The organism is Cupriavidus sp. FW305-26, assembly GCF_058787975.1.
Genome location: NZ_JBYTAH010000117.1, coordinates 1 through 14,677, shown reverse-complemented (window position 1 = coordinate 14,677; position 14,677 = coordinate 1). Strand labels below are relative to the sequence as shown.

Annotated in this window: 13 protein-coding genes; 10 read left to right on the top strand and 3 right to left on the bottom strand. The window is 70.3% G+C overall.

Annotation, left to right across the window (positions count from 1 at the left end; all coding sequences use genetic code 11):
* Window positions 1-215 precede the first annotated feature (215 nt).
* The 3 genes from AC3WQZ_RS34260 (at window position 216) to AC3WQZ_RS34250 (ending at window position 1,815) form a co-directional block, all read left to right on the top strand.
* Window positions 216-818 (top strand): hypothetical protein, encoded by a 603-nt coding sequence (locus AC3WQZ_RS34260; RefSeq protein WP_492302053.1) that lies wholly within the window; start codon window positions 216-218, stop codon window positions 816-818.
* An 82-nt stretch (window positions 819-900) separates the two neighbouring features.
* Complete coding sequence (locus AC3WQZ_RS34255) at window positions 901-1,548, top strand: LysE family transporter (RefSeq protein WP_010814854.1); 648 nt, start codon at window positions 901-903, stop codon at window positions 1,546-1,548.
* Between the two features lie 78 nt (window positions 1,549-1,626).
* Entirely contained in the window at window positions 1,627-1,815 is a 189-nt protein-coding gene (locus AC3WQZ_RS34250; protein WP_081050386.1) for a hypothetical protein, read from the top strand.
* Here AC3WQZ_RS34250 and AC3WQZ_RS34245 read toward each other — a convergent pair.
* Window positions 1,797-2,519 carry a GntR family transcriptional regulator gene (locus tag AC3WQZ_RS34245; protein ID WP_010814853.1) on the bottom strand — a complete coding sequence of 241 codons (723 nt, stop codon included), beginning with the start codon at window positions 2,517-2,519 and terminating at the stop codon, window positions 1,797-1,799. The two genes, AC3WQZ_RS34250 and AC3WQZ_RS34245, sit on opposite strands and share 19 nt — an antisense overlap.
* A gap of 392 nt (window positions 2,520-2,911) precedes the next feature.
* Here AC3WQZ_RS34245 and ptsP point away from each other — a divergent pair, with 392 nt between their 5' ends.
* The 6 genes from ptsP (at window position 2,912) to zwf (ending at window position 12,128) form a co-directional block, all read left to right on the top strand.
* The gene (ptsP, locus tag AC3WQZ_RS34240) at window positions 2,912-5,464 is read left to right on the top strand and encodes a phosphoenolpyruvate--protein phosphotransferase (protein ID WP_010814852.1); all 2,553 of its coding nucleotides are present in this window, start codon (window positions 2,912-2,914) and stop codon (window positions 5,462-5,464) included.
* Between the two features lie 57 nt (window positions 5,465-5,521).
* Window positions 5,522-7,231 (top strand): N-acetylglucosamine-specific PTS transporter subunit IIBC, encoded by a 1,710-nt coding sequence (gene nagE / locus AC3WQZ_RS34235; protein WP_010814851.1) that lies wholly within the window; start codon window positions 5,522-5,524, stop codon window positions 7,229-7,231.
* 116 nt (window positions 7,232-7,347) lie between these two features.
* The gene (locus AC3WQZ_RS34230) at window positions 7,348-8,412 is read left to right on the top strand and encodes a porin (RefSeq protein ID WP_492302051.1); all 1,065 of its coding nucleotides are present in this window, start codon (window positions 7,348-7,350) and stop codon (window positions 8,410-8,412) included.
* 42 nt (window positions 8,413-8,454) lie between these two features.
* The gene (gene nagA, locus AC3WQZ_RS34225) at window positions 8,455-9,558 is read left to right on the top strand and encodes an N-acetylglucosamine-6-phosphate deacetylase (RefSeq protein WP_010814849.1); all 1,104 of its coding nucleotides are present in this window, start codon (window positions 8,455-8,457) and stop codon (window positions 9,556-9,558) included.
* Entirely contained in the window at window positions 9,551-10,582 is a 1,032-nt protein-coding gene (locus AC3WQZ_RS34220; RefSeq protein ID WP_010814848.1) for an SIS domain-containing protein, read from the top strand. The genes nagA and AC3WQZ_RS34220 overlap by 8 nt, the downstream gene beginning before the upstream one ends.
* Window positions 10,583-10,640: 58 nt before the next feature.
* A complete protein-coding gene (zwf, locus tag AC3WQZ_RS34215; RefSeq protein ID WP_010814847.1) occupies window positions 10,641-12,128 on the top strand; it encodes a glucose-6-phosphate dehydrogenase in 1,488 nt (495 codons plus the stop codon).
* A gap of 59 nt (window positions 12,129-12,187) precedes the next feature.
* Here the strand turns inward: zwf and AC3WQZ_RS34210 are convergent, their stop codons facing one another.
* Both AC3WQZ_RS34210 and AC3WQZ_RS34205 read right to left on the bottom strand, forming a co-directional pair.
* Window positions 12,188-13,732 carry a YifB family Mg chelatase-like AAA ATPase gene (locus AC3WQZ_RS34210; protein ID WP_010814846.1) on the bottom strand — a complete coding sequence of 515 codons (1,545 nt, stop codon included), beginning with the start codon at window positions 13,730-13,732 and terminating at the stop codon, window positions 12,188-12,190.
* 80 nt (window positions 13,733-13,812) lie between these two features.
* Window positions 13,813-14,091: an accessory factor UbiK family protein gene (locus AC3WQZ_RS34205; protein WP_010814845.1), complete on the bottom strand. Its 279-nt coding sequence runs from the start codon at window positions 14,089-14,091 to the stop codon at window positions 13,813-13,815.
* 386 nt (window positions 14,092-14,477) lie between these two features.
* On the opposite strand from AC3WQZ_RS34205, the gene AC3WQZ_RS34200 reads away from it, so the two are divergent.
* The coding region (locus tag AC3WQZ_RS34200; protein WP_492302049.1) for a TorF family putative porin at window positions 14,478-14,677 on the top strand (200 nt) is incomplete at its 3' end.

Below are 14,677 nucleotides of genomic sequence, written 5' to 3'. Positions count from 1 at the left end.
CGGCCACCCAGCGCAGGCTGGCTATGGCGAAGGCGTGGCGGGCAATGAGGGCGGCAGGCATGGCTGGAACGTGGGGGCAGGGCGGTAGCGGGAGCGGGAGCGGCGCAGCAAGCACTGGAGCGCCGCTTTCGGGATAATACCGGTTTCCGCCCGCAGGCGATGGCGTCCGCCAGCGCCGCCCGCAGCCTGCGCGCGCCGTCCCCCATGGATTCCCGATGCGTCTTGTGCCGCCCCCGCCGAGCTTTCCTGCCGCTGTCCGCCGCCCGCTGCTGTGCTGTGCCGCCGTGCTGGCATTCGCCCTGTGCGCCTGTTCACCGCACTATGACTGGCGCACCATCCAGTCCGGCGAGGGCGCCTACGCCGCGCTCTATCCGGGCAAGCCCACCAGCGCCGCGCGCGACGTGACCATTGCCGGGCGCAAGCTGCCGATGACGATGGAAGCTGCGCGCGTCGACGACACGCTGTTCGCCGTGGGCGTGGTGACGCTGCCCGCCGATGACGAAGCGCTGCGGCGCGAGGCGCTGGCGGCGATGCAGGCCGGCCTGCTGGCCAACCTCGGCACGCCGTCGGGCGAGCCGCGCGCGCGGCCCGTCACCGTGATGAGCGCCGACCGTCCGGGCCGCCCGCTTGCCGGCGTGGAAGTGCAGGCCAGCGGGGTGTCGCCGCAGGACCAGTCGCCGCGCCGGCTGACGGCGCGCCTGGTGGCGGTGGGTACGCGCGCGTACCAGGCGGTGGTGCTGGAATCGGGCGATGCCGCGCGCGACGCGCGCCAGGCCGAGCAGGTGGAGCAGTTCCTGGGCGGCTTCCACCCGTTCTGACGCGCCGCGTCGCAGGAAAGATTGTTGGTGCCGTGGCTGCTGGAGCGTGGCCCCGGCATGGTTGTCGTCAAAGGAGAGTGGGATGCGTTGGGAAGTATGGTTGGCTTTTTTCGCCGCGTGCTGGGTGATCGCCGTGTCGCCGGGGTCGGGCGCGGTGCTGTCGATGAGCCATGGGCTCTCGTACGGGCTGCGCAGGACCACCACCACCATCTTTGGCCTGCAGGCCGGGCTGGTGATCGTGCTGCTGGTGGCGGGCGGCGGCCTGGGCGCGCTGCTGCTGGCCTCGGAGCAGGCCTTCATGGTGGTCAAGACGATAGGCGCGCTGTACCTGATCTACCTCGGCGTGCAGCAATGGCGCGCGCAGGTGGAGAGCGGGGCGGACCAGGGTGGCAGCACCGCCCCCGTGCGCGTAGCGGTGATGAGCCGGCGCCGGCGCTTTGCCACCGGCCTGCTGACCAATGTGACCAACCCCAAGGGCATCATCTTCATGGTCGCGGTGCTGCCGCAGTTCATCGATCCCAACCGGCCGCTTGCGCTGCAGCTGGCGATCCTGGCGGCCACCATGTGCTGCGTGGACCTGGTGGTGATGCATGGCTATGCGCTGCTGGCGTCGCGCATGCAGGGGCTGTTCCGTAATGCGCGCGCGGTGCGCTGGCAGAACCGCTTCTTTGGCAGCGTGCTGATGGCGGTGGGCGCGGCGCTGTTCTTCGTGCGCCGGCAACACGCCTGAGCGGCGTCTGCATCAATACTGGCGCGCACCGGCCGGGTTTGCTTCAATGAGGAGGAAACCCGGCCACGGAGACCCCGCATGCCCGCCTTGCCGAACCCCCACGCCGGTGCGCGCCTGCAGCCGCGCCATACCGTGCCCCCGGTCGAAGAGCCCGGGCCGCCGGGCATCCCCCCGGACTTGCCGTTGCCGCCAGAGGAAGATCCGACCCCGCCCCCGGTCGAGCCGCCGGTTGCCGGGCGTGCCGGGCACTACTGCTTCAGCTCGTAGAAATCGTTCAGGCAGTAGCCGTCGGTCAGTTCGACCGGCTGGTCGCCATGGGTGTAGCCGGTGCGCAGGATATGCAGCAGCGGCTCGCCGGGCGCGATCTGCAGGCGCGCGGCCAGTGCTTCGCCGGCGACGATCGCGCGCAGCCTTTCGGTGACGCGCAGCACCGGCTTGCCGATCCGCTCCAGGTAGGCGTACAGCGATTCGCCGATGGCGCTGGCGTCGGGCAGCACGGCCAGTGCCAGCGTGGTGACATCCATCCAGAAGACCTGCCCGTCGGCCTTGCGCAGGCGGGTCAGGCTGACAATCTCTTCCCCTTCCTGCAGCGCCAGCGCCGCAGCCTCCTGGGGCGTGGCGCGGCGGCGTTCGAACGCCACCAGTTCGCTGGCCGGCGTCATGCCGCGCCGGCGCGCCAGCTCGCTGAAGTTGTCCAGCCGCGCCGCCTTCTGCTCAGGGCGCGGCGCGACAAAGGTGCCCGCGCCGCGGCTGCGCGTGATCGCGCCTTCCTCTGCCAGCACCTGCAGCGCGCGCCGCGCCGTGACGCGTGAAATCTCCAGTGAATCCACCAGCGTGCGCTCGGACGGCAGCGCGTCGCCCACCCGCCATTGGCCGGCCTGGATGGCCGCGGCCAGTCTGCGCGCCACTTGCAGGTAGATCGGCGTCGCCTCCGCTTCGTCCGGCTTGAGAGCCTGCAGCCGTTGATCCATTGCGAATCCTCGTAGGTACCAGAGTGTGGGGGTGATGATACCACTTTAGGATATTTGACGTCGATGGGGCGGCATTGCGTCATCTGGGCGATAACATCGCCATCGCTTCGCTTTACGTCAATTGGTATTGAAATGGTTCTGCTGATTATGGCGTCGGAAAATGCTGCTGTGATTTGGAAAAATCTTACCTATCTCCGTGGGTTATGGTGATTAAGGCGAATGTGAGGATCATCCAAGGACTGCTTTGCCTTGCCTCAATAAAGATGCCACTTAGATACAATATTGTTGTAGTGGTTTTCACTGGTATTTTTATTGTCGGTTGCCGTCTATCTTTCGCCTGACCCTGGCGCCGTCGCATTTCTGCACCGGCCGCCGCGACTTCTGGAAGCAAAATGGCTGAGACGAGCGAAACCCTGTTGCTGCGGGCCCCGGTGAGCGGAGTGCTGCTTCCCCTCGCGGCCGTGCCGGACCCGGTCTTTGCCGACGGCATGTTCGGCGACGGCCTGGCCATCGACCCCCTGAGCGACACGCTGGTGGCGCCTTGCGACGGCACCATCGTCCACCTGGCCGCCACCGGCCACGCCCTGACGCTGCAGGCTCCGTGCGGGGCGCAGGTGCTGCTCCATGTCGGCATCGATACGGTGTCGCTGCGCGGCGAAGGCTTTGCGCCTTGCGTGGCGCAGGGCGCTGCCGTGCGCCAGGGGGATGCGCTGATCCGTTTCGATGTCGACCGTGTCGCGCAGCAGGCGTCGAGCCTGGTGACGGTGATGGCAATCGCCAATGGCGATGCCTTCACGGTCGCCGGCAGGACCGGCGCGGCGCAGGCCGAGGCGGGCCGCACGGTGCTGCTGCAGGTGCGTGCCGCGGGTGCCGCGGCGCCCGCGCAGGAAGACCACGCGAGCGCAGCCGAACAGCGGCGCACGGTCACGCTCGCCTGCCCTGGCGGCTTGCACGCGCGGCCCGCGGCACGGGCGCGCGAAGCCGCGCGCGGCCTGGACGCCGCCGTCGCATTGCACTACGGCGGCCGGCAGGCGAGCCTGGCCAGCCTGGTGGCGCTGCTGGGCCTGGCCGCCGACGAGGGCGCCGCGGTCGAGCTGGTGGCGACCGGCCGCGATGCCGGTGCCGCGCTCGATGCGGTCGCATACGAACTGCAGCGCGCCGGCGTGGGCGAAGAAGAACCCGTGCCCACGGTGGCCGCACCGATTGCGCAGCCTGGGCCGGGCGCCGGCCTGCCGGCGGATGGCATCCCCGGCGTGGCTGCCGCCCCCGGCATCGCGATCGGCACGCTGCACTGGTGGCGCGAGACCACGCCGGAGCCGGCCGAGGCCGGCCAGGGCATTGCTGCCGAGCGCGAGGCCCTGCGCGCCGCGCTGGCGGCCATCGACGCCCAGCTGGCGCATGAGAGCGAAGCCGCCACCGCACGCCGCGCCGGCGCCGAGGCCGGCATCTTCGCCATGCATCGCGCGCTGCTGGAAGACCCGGCCCTGCAGGCCGCGGCCGAGACCATGATCGCCGCCGGCAAGAGCGCGGGCTTTGCCTGGCGCGAGGCCACCCGGGCCGAAGCCGCCATGCTGTCCGCGATGGCCGACCGCCGCATGGCCGAACGCGCTGCCGACCTGCTGGACCTGGGCAAGCGCGTGCTGCGTGCGCTGGCCCCGGCGGGCAGTGTCCCGGTCCAGCTGCCCGCACCGGCCGCCGACGGCGATGTCATCGTGCTGGCCGCCGGGGAATTCACGCCGTCCGACCTGACCGGACTGGACCGCACCCGGGTTGCCGCACTGGTGATGGCGCGCGGCGGCCCGACCTCGCACGCGGCCATCATCGCGCGTCAGCTCGGCATCCCTTGCCTGGTGGCTCTGGGCAGCGCGCTGGAGCGCCTGCAGGACGGCACGCCGGTCATCGCCGACGGCGACAGCGCCCGCCTGCACGCCTGCCCCGATGCGCATTTGCTGGCCGCCGCCGCCAGCGCCGTCAGGCTGCGCGCGCAGCAGCGCGAGGCCGACCTGCGCGCCGCGCACGCCGCGGCCAGCACCCGCGACGGCGTGCCTATTGAGGTGGCCGCGAATATCGGCAGCCTCGACGACGCCCGCAATGCCGTGGCGCATGGTGCCGACGCGGTCGGCTTGCTGCGCACCGAACTGCTGTTCCTGCACGGCGACGCAGCCCCCGCGGCGGCGGACCACACCGCCAGCTGCCAGGCCATTGCCGATGCCCTGCAGGGCCGCAGCGCGATCGTGCGCACGCTTGATATCGGCGCCGACAAGGACGCCGCCTGGCTGCACCTGCCTGCCGAAGACAACCCCGCCCTGGGCCTGCGCGGCGTGCGCCTGGCGCAGGTGCGCCCGCAACTGCTGGACGACCAGCTGCGCGGCCTGCTTGCAGTGCGCGCGAGCGGGCCGCTGCGCATCCTGCTGCCGATGGTCAGCGAGGTCGGCGAACTGCTGGCCTGGCGCGAACGCATCCGTGCGCTGGCGGCCGAAGCCGGTACCGATCCCGAGATCGAGGTCGGCGTGATGATCGAAGTCCCTTCCGCCGCGCTGCTGGCCGACCAGCTGGCCGAGCACGCCGATTTCTTCTCGATCGGCACCAACGACCTGACCCAGTACACCCTGGCCATTGACCGCTGCCAGCCGGAGCTGGCGGCACGCATGGATGGCCTGCATCCCGCGGTGCTGCGCATGATCGCCGCCACCACCGAGGGCGCCGCGCGCCACGGGCGCTGGGTAGGCGTGTGCGGCGCGCTGGCGGGCGACCCGCTGGCCGTGCCGGTGCTGGTCGGGCTGGGCGTGACCGAGTTGTCAGTCGACGCCGGGCTGGTGCCGGGCGTCAAGGCGCGCGTGCGCGCGCTCTCGCATGCCGATTGCCGGCAGCGCGCAGGCGAATTGTTGCGGCTGCCGTCAGCCGCCGCGGTGCGCGACGCGTGCCGCCGCTACTGGCCGGCATAAGCGCCGGTCGACCACAACCCAATACGCGCCACGCGCGCACAGATTCGGAGAACGCCAATGAAGATGGACCTGCTGCCCAGGGTGCAACGCCTGGGCGCCACGCTGATGCTGCCGATTGCCGTGCTGCCCGTGGCCGGCCTGCTGCTGCGCCTGGGCCAGCCCGACGTATTCGACATCAAGCTGATGGCCGAGGCCGGCAACGCGGTCTTTGCCAACCTGGCCCTGCTGTTCGCGATCGGCGTGGCGGTGGGCTTTGCGCGCGACAACAACGGCGCGGCGGCACTGGCCGGCACCATCGGCTACCTGGTGCTGACCACGGTGCTGAAGACCATCGACAAATCGCTCGACATGGGCGTGCTGGCCGGCATCGTCGCCGGCGCGGTGGCGGGTGGGCTCTACAATCGCTATCGCAATGTCGCGCTGCCACCCTATCTGGGCTTCTTTTCCGGCAAGCGCTTCGTTCCCATCGTCACCGCGCTGTGCTGCCTGCTGCTGGGCATCGTGCTGGCCTATGCGTGGGCGCCGGTGCAGGCCGGCATCAACGCGGCCGGCGCGTGGCTGACCACGGCGGGCTCGGCCGGCGCCTTGGTGTTCGGGCTGCTGAACCGGCTGCTGCTGGTCACCGGGCTGCACCACCTGATCAATACCCTGGCGTGGTTCGTGTTCGGCAACTACGCCGATCCGGCCACGGGGACGGCGGTATCGGGCGACCTGCACCGCTACTTTGCCGGCGACCCCGGCGCAGGCCTGTTCATGACCGGCTTTTTCCCGGTGATGATGTTCGGCCTGCCCGCGGCCTGCCTGGCGATGTACCACGAGACGCCGCCGGCGCGGCGCGCGCTGGTTGGCGGCATGCTGTTCTCGATGGCACTGACCTCGTTCCTGACCGGCATCACCGAGCCGATCGAGTTCAGCTTCATGTTCCTGGCGCCGGTGCTGTACGGCCTGCATGCGCTGATGACCGGCCTGTCGATGGCGCTGTGCCATGCGCTCGATATCCGGCTGGGCTTCACCTTCTCGGCCGGCGCGATCGACTATGTGCTGGGCTACGGGCTGTCCAGCCGCGGCTGGCTGGCGATTCCGCTGGGGCTGGCCTATGCGCTGGTCTATTACGGGCTGTTCCGCTTCTTTATCCGCCGCTTCAACCTGCTGACGCCGGGCCGCGATGAAGTGGTGCCCGTGGCGGCCGCCGGCGGTGCCGCGCAGCCGGCCGCGGGCAGCGTGGCGCAACAGTATGTCGAAGCGCTGGGCGGCCCTGCCAACCTGGTCGTGGTCGATGCCTGCACCACGCGTCTGCGGCTGAACGTGGCCGACATCGGCGCGGTGTCCGAGCCGCGGCTCAAGGCACTGGGCGTACGCGGCGTGCTCAAGCGCCCGCCCAATGTGGTGCAGGTGGTGATCGGGCCGCAGGCCGAGCAGGTTGCCGGTGATATCCGCGCGGTGCTGCAGCAGGCGCCGCAGGCCACGGCCGTGGTGGCTGCTGCGCCCGCCGTTGCTACCCAGGCGTCCGTGCCGGCTGCCGGTGCTTTCGATCCCGCCTGGTGGATCGATGCGCTGGGCGGCGCCGCCAATATCGCCTCGGTCGGCGTGGTGGCACTGACGCGGCTGCGCGTGGTGGTGCGCGAGCGCGCCCGGGTGCGCGCCGACCACCTTGCGGGCAGCCAGCTGATGTGGATCGGCGATGACACCGCCCATATCGCCTTCGGCCATGCGGCAGACGGACACGCTGCCGCCTTCGAGCGCGCCCTGCAGGCCATGCCCACCTGACCCCCGCCGCGGCAGCCGTGCGGCTGCGGTCGACCTTCCCCATCGGCAACAACAACGACGGCCGCGACGACAGCCGCGCCGGTGGATACCGTCTGCTTATCCAGGAGTCATTGATCGTGAAACGCATTGCACTGACGGCGCTGCTCGCAGCGTCGGCCGGGGGCGCCTGCGCCCAGTCCGCCGGCACCGGCATCACCTTGTATGGCCGCGCCGTGGCCGGCCTCGACTATGTCAACGGCATCGCCCGCCCGGGCGGCGACGTGGACACCTTCCGCTTCGGCAGCAACCAGTACGGCGTCAGCTTCTGGGGCATGCGCGGCGCAGAAGACCTTGGCGGCGGCCTGCGCGGGGTCTTCAACCTGGAGGGCATGATCACCTCCGGCACCGGGCGCTCCGATCCGCTGTTCAACCGGCGCGCGCAAGTGGGCCTGGCCAGTAACGACTGGGGCACGCTGCTGCTGGGCCGGGCCATGAGCCTGACCGACGACGAGAGCGGCGCGATCGACCCGATGGGCCTGCAGGCCAGCTCGGTCGCGACGCTGGTCTATGGCCGCAACTGGGGCTCGCGCACCAATGCCGTGACCTACAACTCGCTGGTGTGGGGCGGGCTGAGTGTGCGCGCGCAGGCCGGCAGCGACGGCGTGGCGGGCAGCTTCAACAGCGGCAAGCAGTTGAGCGCGGCCGTCAAGTACGCGCAGGGCAACCTGAGCCTGACCGGCATCTACGAGGAACTGCGCGACACGCAGGGCCGCATGGACAACCTGTATGTCAACTCGCGCCAGTACACGCTCGGTGGCAGCTATGCGCTGAACAACCTGCGCCTGTTCGCCGGCTATAACCTGACCGTGTCCTCGGGCGATACCGTGGCCACGCCGGAGAACCCCTACGCCGCCACGCGCAGCCAGATGGCATGGGTCGGCGCCAACTACCGCCTGCTGCCGGCGCTGACGCTGCTGTCCGGCGTCTACTACGCCACCCTGAACAATGGCGGCGGGCATGGCACGCTTGTCACACTGGGCGCAAAGTATGACTTGTCGAAGCGCACCTCGCTGTATGGCACGGTGGCGTCGGTGTTCAACTCGCGCAATGCCACCTTCTCGGTGGAGGCGTCGCCGGACACCATGCCGGGCGCCGGGGCGAACCAGCAGGGCGCCTATGCCGGCATCATCCACCTGTTCTGACGGTGGCTGGCCGGTGATCTGAATGTATTGGAGAGTATTGCCATGAAAGGAAACATCCTGACGCCGGCCGGCTGGATCTTCGGAGAGATCCATGCCGGCCCGGACGGACGCATCGCGCGCATCGAGGGCGTGCCCGCCTCGCCTGAGCACAACGATGCCCCGTACGTGCTGCCGGGGTTTGTCGACCTGCTCAACCACGGCGGCGGCGGCAAGGACTTCATGGATGGCGAGGCCGCGGTGCCGGTGATCCTGCGCGCGCATGTGCGCTTTGGCACCACCAGCCTGCTGGGCAGCACCATGACCTCGCCGCACGACGTGCTGCTGCCCGCACTGCAGGCGCTGAACCGCGCCTGCGCGCAGCGCCCGCCCGGCGCGGCGCGCATGCTGGGCGTGCACCTGGAAGGGCCGTATATCAACCCCGGCAAGCTGGGCGCGCAGCCCGATACCTCGGCCACTGCCACGCCGGAAGAACTGGAGCAGTACCTCGGCGCCGCGCCGCTGAAGGTGGTGACGCTGGCGCCCGAACTGCCGGGGCATCTGGACATCATCCGCCTGCTGGTCGCGCGCGGCGTGCGCGTGCAGCTGGGCCACACGCTGGGCACCTATGAGGACGCGGTGGCCGCGCTGGATGCCGGCGCCAGCGGCTTCACCCACCTGTTCAACGCGATGACCCCGCTGCAGCACCGCGCGCCCGGCATGGTGGCGGCAGCGCTGGCCCATGCCGAGTTTGCCGAGCTGATCCCCGACCTGCTGCACGTTCATCCGGGCGCGATCCGCGCCGCGCTGCGCGCGATTCCGCGGCTGTATGCGGTGACGGACGCCACCGCCGCCGCGGGCATGCCGGACGGCGTGTACCACCTGGGCAGCCAGACCGTCTACAAGGTCCACGGCAGCGTGCGCCTGGCCGATGGCACGCTGGCCGGCAGCGTGCTGACCATGGACCAGGCGCTGCGCAACTTCGTGTCGATCGGGCTGGACCTCGCCGATGCGTCGCGGCGCGTTTCGCTGTATCCGGCCCAGTACCTGGGCATGTCCGACCGCGGCATGCTGGCACAGGGCTGCTGGGCCGACGCGGTCGTGCTGGACCGCGCGCTCTTGGTGCGCACCGTTTATGTCGAAGGAGAATGCTGTGTCGAGAATGCTTGAAGAGGCGCTGAGCGCGCCGGCCGTGGTGGCCGCGCAGTTGGCGCAGGCGCCGCGCGTGGCCGCGCTGGCTGCGCAACTCGCCGCGCAGGCCTGGCCCGCGGCGCTGACCGTGGCGCGCGGCAGCTCGGACCATGCCGCCAGCTACTTCGCCACGCTGGTCACGCGCCGGCTGGGCGTGCCGGTGGCCTCGCTGCCGATGTCGACGGTGACGCTGCACGACAGCGCGCTGCGCGTGGCCGGGCAGCTGGCGGTGGCGTTCTCGCAGTCGGGCCGCAGCCCCGACCTGGTCGAGACCATGCAAGCGCTGCGCGACCGCGGCGCCGCCACCGTGGCGCTGGTCAACGCGCCCGATTCGCCGCTGGCGCAGGCGTGCGCGCATGAACTGCCCCTGCTTGCCGGCCCCGAGCAGAGCGTGGCCGCGACCAAGAGCTATATCGCCATGCTGTCGATGTCGGCGCTGCTGGTGGGGCATCTCGAGGCCGCACGCAGCGGCGAGCACGAACTGGTCGATGCCTGCGCAGGCTTGCCGGCCGCGCTGGCGCAAGCGGCCGCGCAGGACTGGTCGGCGCTGGTGCCAGCGCTGCGCGACGTCGAGCGCATGATCGTGCTGGGCCGCGGCGCGGGCCTGGCGATCGCGCAGGAAGCGGCGCTCAAGCTCAAGGAGACCTCCGGCATCCAGGCCGAGGCTTTCTCCGGCGCCGAAGTGCGGCATGGCCCGATGGAAATCATCGGCGACGGCTACCCGCTGCTGGTGTTCGCGCCGCGCGGACCGGAACAGGCGGGACTGCTGGCGCTGGCCGCCGAGATGCGCAAGCGCGGTGCGCGCGTGCTGCTGGCGGCGCCTCCTGGCACGGTTGATGCGGAGCTGCCCCTGGAGTTGCCGCTGGTGCCGGCCGGCCATCCGCTGCTCGATCCGGTCTGCGCCATCCAGGGCTTCTATGTCGCGGCGCAGGCGCTGGCGCTGGCACGCGGCCGCAATCCCGACCAGCCGCAGTACCTGCGCAAGGTGACCGAGACGCGCTGAGCCGGCCCATACCGCCCCAATACCGCCCCATGCCGCCCCGGCAAGCAAGGAGTCCGTCATGCAAACCACCCGAACCGCCTCTTCTTCCGGCACTGCCGACGCTCGGCCACTGGACCTCGTCATCTTCGGCGGCGCCGGCGACCTGTCGGCACGCAAGCTGCTGCCATCGCTCTACATGTGCCACCGCGACGGCAACCTGCCCGACGGCACCCGCATCATCGGCGTGGGCCGGCACCGCTGGGACCGCGAGGCCTTTGTCAATTTTGCCGATGAAAGCGCACAACCCTTTGTCGAAGCGCGCTATCTCGAGCCGGCCAAATGGCAGACCTTCCTGCAGCGGCTGGATTTCGTGCACGTTGACGCGTCGCAGTCCGGGGACTATCCGGCGCTGGCCGCGCAACTGCGCCAGGAGGCGCTGCGCATCTATTACATGGCGATGCCGCCGGGCTTGTTCGCGGCCACCTGCGACAACCTTGCCAGCCATGGCCTGATCGCCAACGACACCCGGCTGGTGCTGGAAAAACCGCTGGGCGTGGACCTGGCCTCGGCCATCGGCATCGGCGAGGTGGTCAGCCGCTACTTCAGCGAGGACCGCACCTACCGGATCGACCACTACCTGGGCAAGGAAACGGTGCAGAACCTGATGGCGCTGCGCTTCGGCAATTCGATCTTCGAGCCGCTGTGGCGCACGCCGTTCGTGCGCAGCGTGCAGATCACCGTGGCCGAGACCGTGGGCGTGGGCACGCGCGGCGGCTTCTACGACGAGGCCGGCGCCATGCGCGACATGGTGCAGAACCACCTGCTGCAGTTGGTCAGCATCCTGGCGATGGAGCCGCCGGCAGCGCTCACCTCCGATGCGGTGCGCGATGAGAAGCTCAAGGTGCTGCGCTCGCTGCGGCCGATGTCGCCCGAGGACGTACGCCGCAATACCGTGCGCGGCCAGTACACCGCGGGCGCCATCGCCGGCGAGCTGGTGCGCGGCTACCTGCAGGAAGAAGGCATTCCGCCAGACAGCCGCACCGAGACCTTCGTCGCGATGCGCGCCGAGCTCGGCACGTGGCGCTGGAACAAGGTGCCGTTCTACCTGCGCACCGGCAAGCGCATGCAGGAGCGCGTGACCGAGGTGGTGATCAACTTCGCCGAGGTGCCGCATTCGATCTTCGATGCCGGCAGCACGCTGCAGCCCAACCGCATGGTGATCCGGCTGCAGCCGGAAGAGTCGGTGCGGCTGACGCTGATGGTCAAGCAGCCGGGCGAGGGCATGAAGCTGAAGCCGCTGAGCCTGGCGCTGAACCTGGACTCGGCCTTCACCACCCGGCGCGCCGAAGCCTACGAGCGCCTGCTGCTCGACGTGATACGCGGACGGCTGGCGCTGTTCGTGCGGCGCGACGAACTGCAGGCCGCCTGGACCTGGGTCGACCCGATCCTGGAAGCGTGGCGTCAGCAGGACGAAGGCCCGCGCCCCTATACCGCCGGCACCTGGGGCCCGGCGGCATCGTCGGCGTTCATGGCGCGCGAAGGCGTGCAGTGGTCTGAGGAGGCGTGATGCGGCTGACCGAACGCGGGCTGCGACGCTGGCTTCGCTTGTAGCTTAGGCCGAGGCATTCAACCGCCCGCCATCCGCAACGCCCGCCGGTACTGGATCGCCTCGCCCACATGCGTGGCGGTCAGCACCTCGGCACCTTCCAGGTCCGCGATGGTGCGGGCCACCTTCAGCACGCGGTAGTACGACCGCGCCGACCACGCCAGCCGCGTCATCGCGCCGCGCAGCAGTGCCTGCGCCTGTGCTTCCATCGTGCAGTGCTGTTCGATCTCGCGTCCGCCCAGTTCATTGTTGGGCTTGCCCTGCCGGGCCAGCTGGCGCTCGCGCGCGGCCAGCACGCGGGTGCGCACCACGGCGCTGGGTTCGCCAGGCGGGCCGTCGAGCATCTCGCCCTGGTCCTGCGCGGGGACTTCCACCTGCAGGTCGATGCGGTCGAGCATCGGGCCGGAGATGCGGGACTGGTAGCGCCGCACCTGGTCGGGCGTGCAGCGGCAGGGGCGGTCGGGATGGCCGAGGTAGCCGCACGGGCAGGGGTTCATCGCCGCGACGAACTGGAAGCAGGCGGGGAAGTCGGCGTGGCCGGCGGCGCGGGCGATGGTGATGCGGCCGGATTCCAGCGGCTCGCGCAGGACTTCCAGCACCCTGCGGTCGAATTCGGGCAGCTCGTCCAGGAACAGCACGCCGTGGTGCGCCAGCGAGATCTCGCCCGGGCGCGGGTTGCCGCCGCCGCCGACCATGGCCGGCCCCGATGCCGTATGGTGCGGCGACCGGAACGGGCGCTGGCCCCATAGCGCGGTGCGGAAGCCGCCCGGCGTCAGGCTCATGACCGCGGCGGACTCCAGTGCTTCCTGCAGCGTCATCGGCGGCAGCAGCCCGGGCAGGCGCTGCGCCAGCATCGACTTGCCGGTGCCCGGCGGGCCCACCAGCAGGGCGGAATGCTGGCCGGCGGCGGCCACTTCCATGGCCCGGCGCGCCTGGGCCTGGCCGCGCACGTCGCGCATGTCGGGGCCGCGGTCCGTGGCGGCGGGCAGCAACGCCGGCATGGAGCGGGGCAGCCGCGCGTCGGGCAGGGGGCAGAGATGGTCGCACGCCTGGCGCAGCGTCGCGGCGGCATGCACCGCCAGGTCCTCGATCAGCGCGGCTTCGGCGCCATTGCCCGCGGCCACCAGGAAGGCGCGCGGCGCCTCGCCGGCGGCGGCGCGGGCGGCGTTGTCGCGTGCCAGGCCCATGGCCATGGCCAGCGCGCCGCGCACGGGGCGCAGTTCGCCGGACAGGGACAGCTCGGCGGCGAACTCATGAGCATCCAGTGCCTCGGACGGGATCTGGCCGCTGGCGGCCAGGATGCCCAGCGCGATGGCCAGGTCGAAGCGGCCGGATTCCTTGGGCAGGTCGGCCGGGGCCAGGTTGACGGTGATGCGGCGGTTGGGGAACTCGTAACCGCTGTTGAGGATGGCGGCGCGCACGCGCTCGCGGCTTTCGCGCACGCCGGTGTCGGCCAGGCCGACGATGGTGAATGCCGGCAGGCCGTTGGCGAGGTGGGTCTCGACCCGCACCGGCGGCGCGGCGATGCCGGTCAGTGCCCGGCTGCGTAGGACGGCAAGGCTCATGTCATCGAACTGTTAACGAAAAAGGCCGCCAGGAGTGGCGGCCTTCAGGCGGCGGGTTGGATCGGGCAGGACCGGCGTGCTCACGCGCCCCCGGTCGAGTCCACCGAGCCGGCGCCGGGCGTGATGCCGGCGCGGCGCTCAAGCTCCGCCACGCGGCCCTCCAGTTCCTCCAGGCGGGCGCGGGTGCGGGCCAGCACCTGCGACTGGACGTCGAATTCCTCGCGCGTGACCAGGTCCAGCTTGGCAAAGCCCTGGGTCATCATGCTGCGCACGTTCTTTTCGATGTCCCTTGCCGGCGAGTTGCGCAGCGCCTCGCTGACCTTGTTCTGCAGGTCGTTGAAGAGATCGGTCGGTTTCATGGTTTCTCCTTTGCGCACCTAACTGGTGCCAATCCGGGTGGGCATCTGGCGTTTAGCGCGCTTTCGCACAGGAATTGGGCGCCCCGATTGCGGGCGCGCGGCCTGGGTGTCGCGCACGCGGCCACCGTCAGGACTCAATTATCGCCCGTGAGGCACGTGGGCGAAAGCTCCGGCGCATCCGCGTTCACACCTTTTAACCTGATCTGGCTTCGCTGCAGGGCAGATTCAAGTCTGGCTTTGGTCACGGCACGCCATCACGGCCAACATGGGCCGCCGATTTCCGAAGAGCTGGCATGGCAGTTGCAGTAGTTGGTGCGCCAGCGTCATTGAATCACCGAAATCCAAGAAACGAAATCCGAGCCTCAGGAAAAAAGGAGAAGAAACCCATGAAGAAGTTGGCCCTTGCAGTCAGCGCGCTTGTCCTGACTAGTGCCGCCGCCACCGCCCACGCGCAAAGCACGGACGCGGCGGCCCCGGCACCGGCCGCCGCCGCTGCCGAGCCGGCATCGCCGCATACGTTCACGGCCAACGTGTCGCTGGTCTCGGACTACCGCTATCGCGGCATCAGCCAGACCAACCTGCGCCC

Bases quoted from the DNA above. Each gene is read 5' to 3' on its own strand.
- AC3WQZ_RS34220 (WP_010814848.1), top strand. From the start codon at position 9,551: ATGCTTGAAGAGGCGCTGAGCGCGCCGGCCGTGGTGGCCGCGCAGTTG.
- nagA (WP_010814849.1), top strand. From the start codon at position 8,455: ATGAAAGGAAACATCCTGACGCCGGCCGGCTGGATCTTCGGAGAGATC.
- AC3WQZ_RS34205 (WP_010814845.1), bottom strand. From the start codon at position 14,091: ATGAAACCGACCGATCTCTTCAACGACCTGCAGAACAAGGTCAGCGAG.
- zwf (WP_010814847.1), top strand. From the start codon at position 10,641: ATGCAAACCACCCGAACCGCCTCTTCTTCCGGCACTGCCGACGCTCGG.
- AC3WQZ_RS34250 (WP_081050386.1), top strand. From the start codon at position 1,627: ATGCCCGCCTTGCCGAACCCCCACGCCGGTGCGCGCCTGCAGCCGCGC.
- nagE (WP_010814851.1), top strand. From the start codon at position 5,522: ATGAAGATGGACCTGCTGCCCAGGGTGCAACGCCTGGGCGCCACGCTG.
- AC3WQZ_RS34260 (WP_492302053.1), top strand. From the start codon at position 216: ATGCGTCTTGTGCCGCCCCCGCCGAGCTTTCCTGCCGCTGTCCGCCGC.
- ptsP (WP_010814852.1), top strand. From the start codon at position 2,912: ATGGCTGAGACGAGCGAAACCCTGTTGCTGCGGGCCCCGGTGAGCGGA.
- AC3WQZ_RS34210 (WP_010814846.1), bottom strand. From the start codon at position 13,732: ATGAGCCTTGCCGTCCTACGCAGCCGGGCACTGACCGGCATCGCCGCG.
- AC3WQZ_RS34255 (WP_010814854.1), top strand. From the start codon at position 901: ATGCGTTGGGAAGTATGGTTGGCTTTTTTCGCCGCGTGCTGGGTGATC.
- AC3WQZ_RS34245 (WP_010814853.1), bottom strand. From the start codon at position 2,519: ATGGATCAACGGCTGCAGGCTCTCAAGCCGGACGAAGCGGAGGCGACG.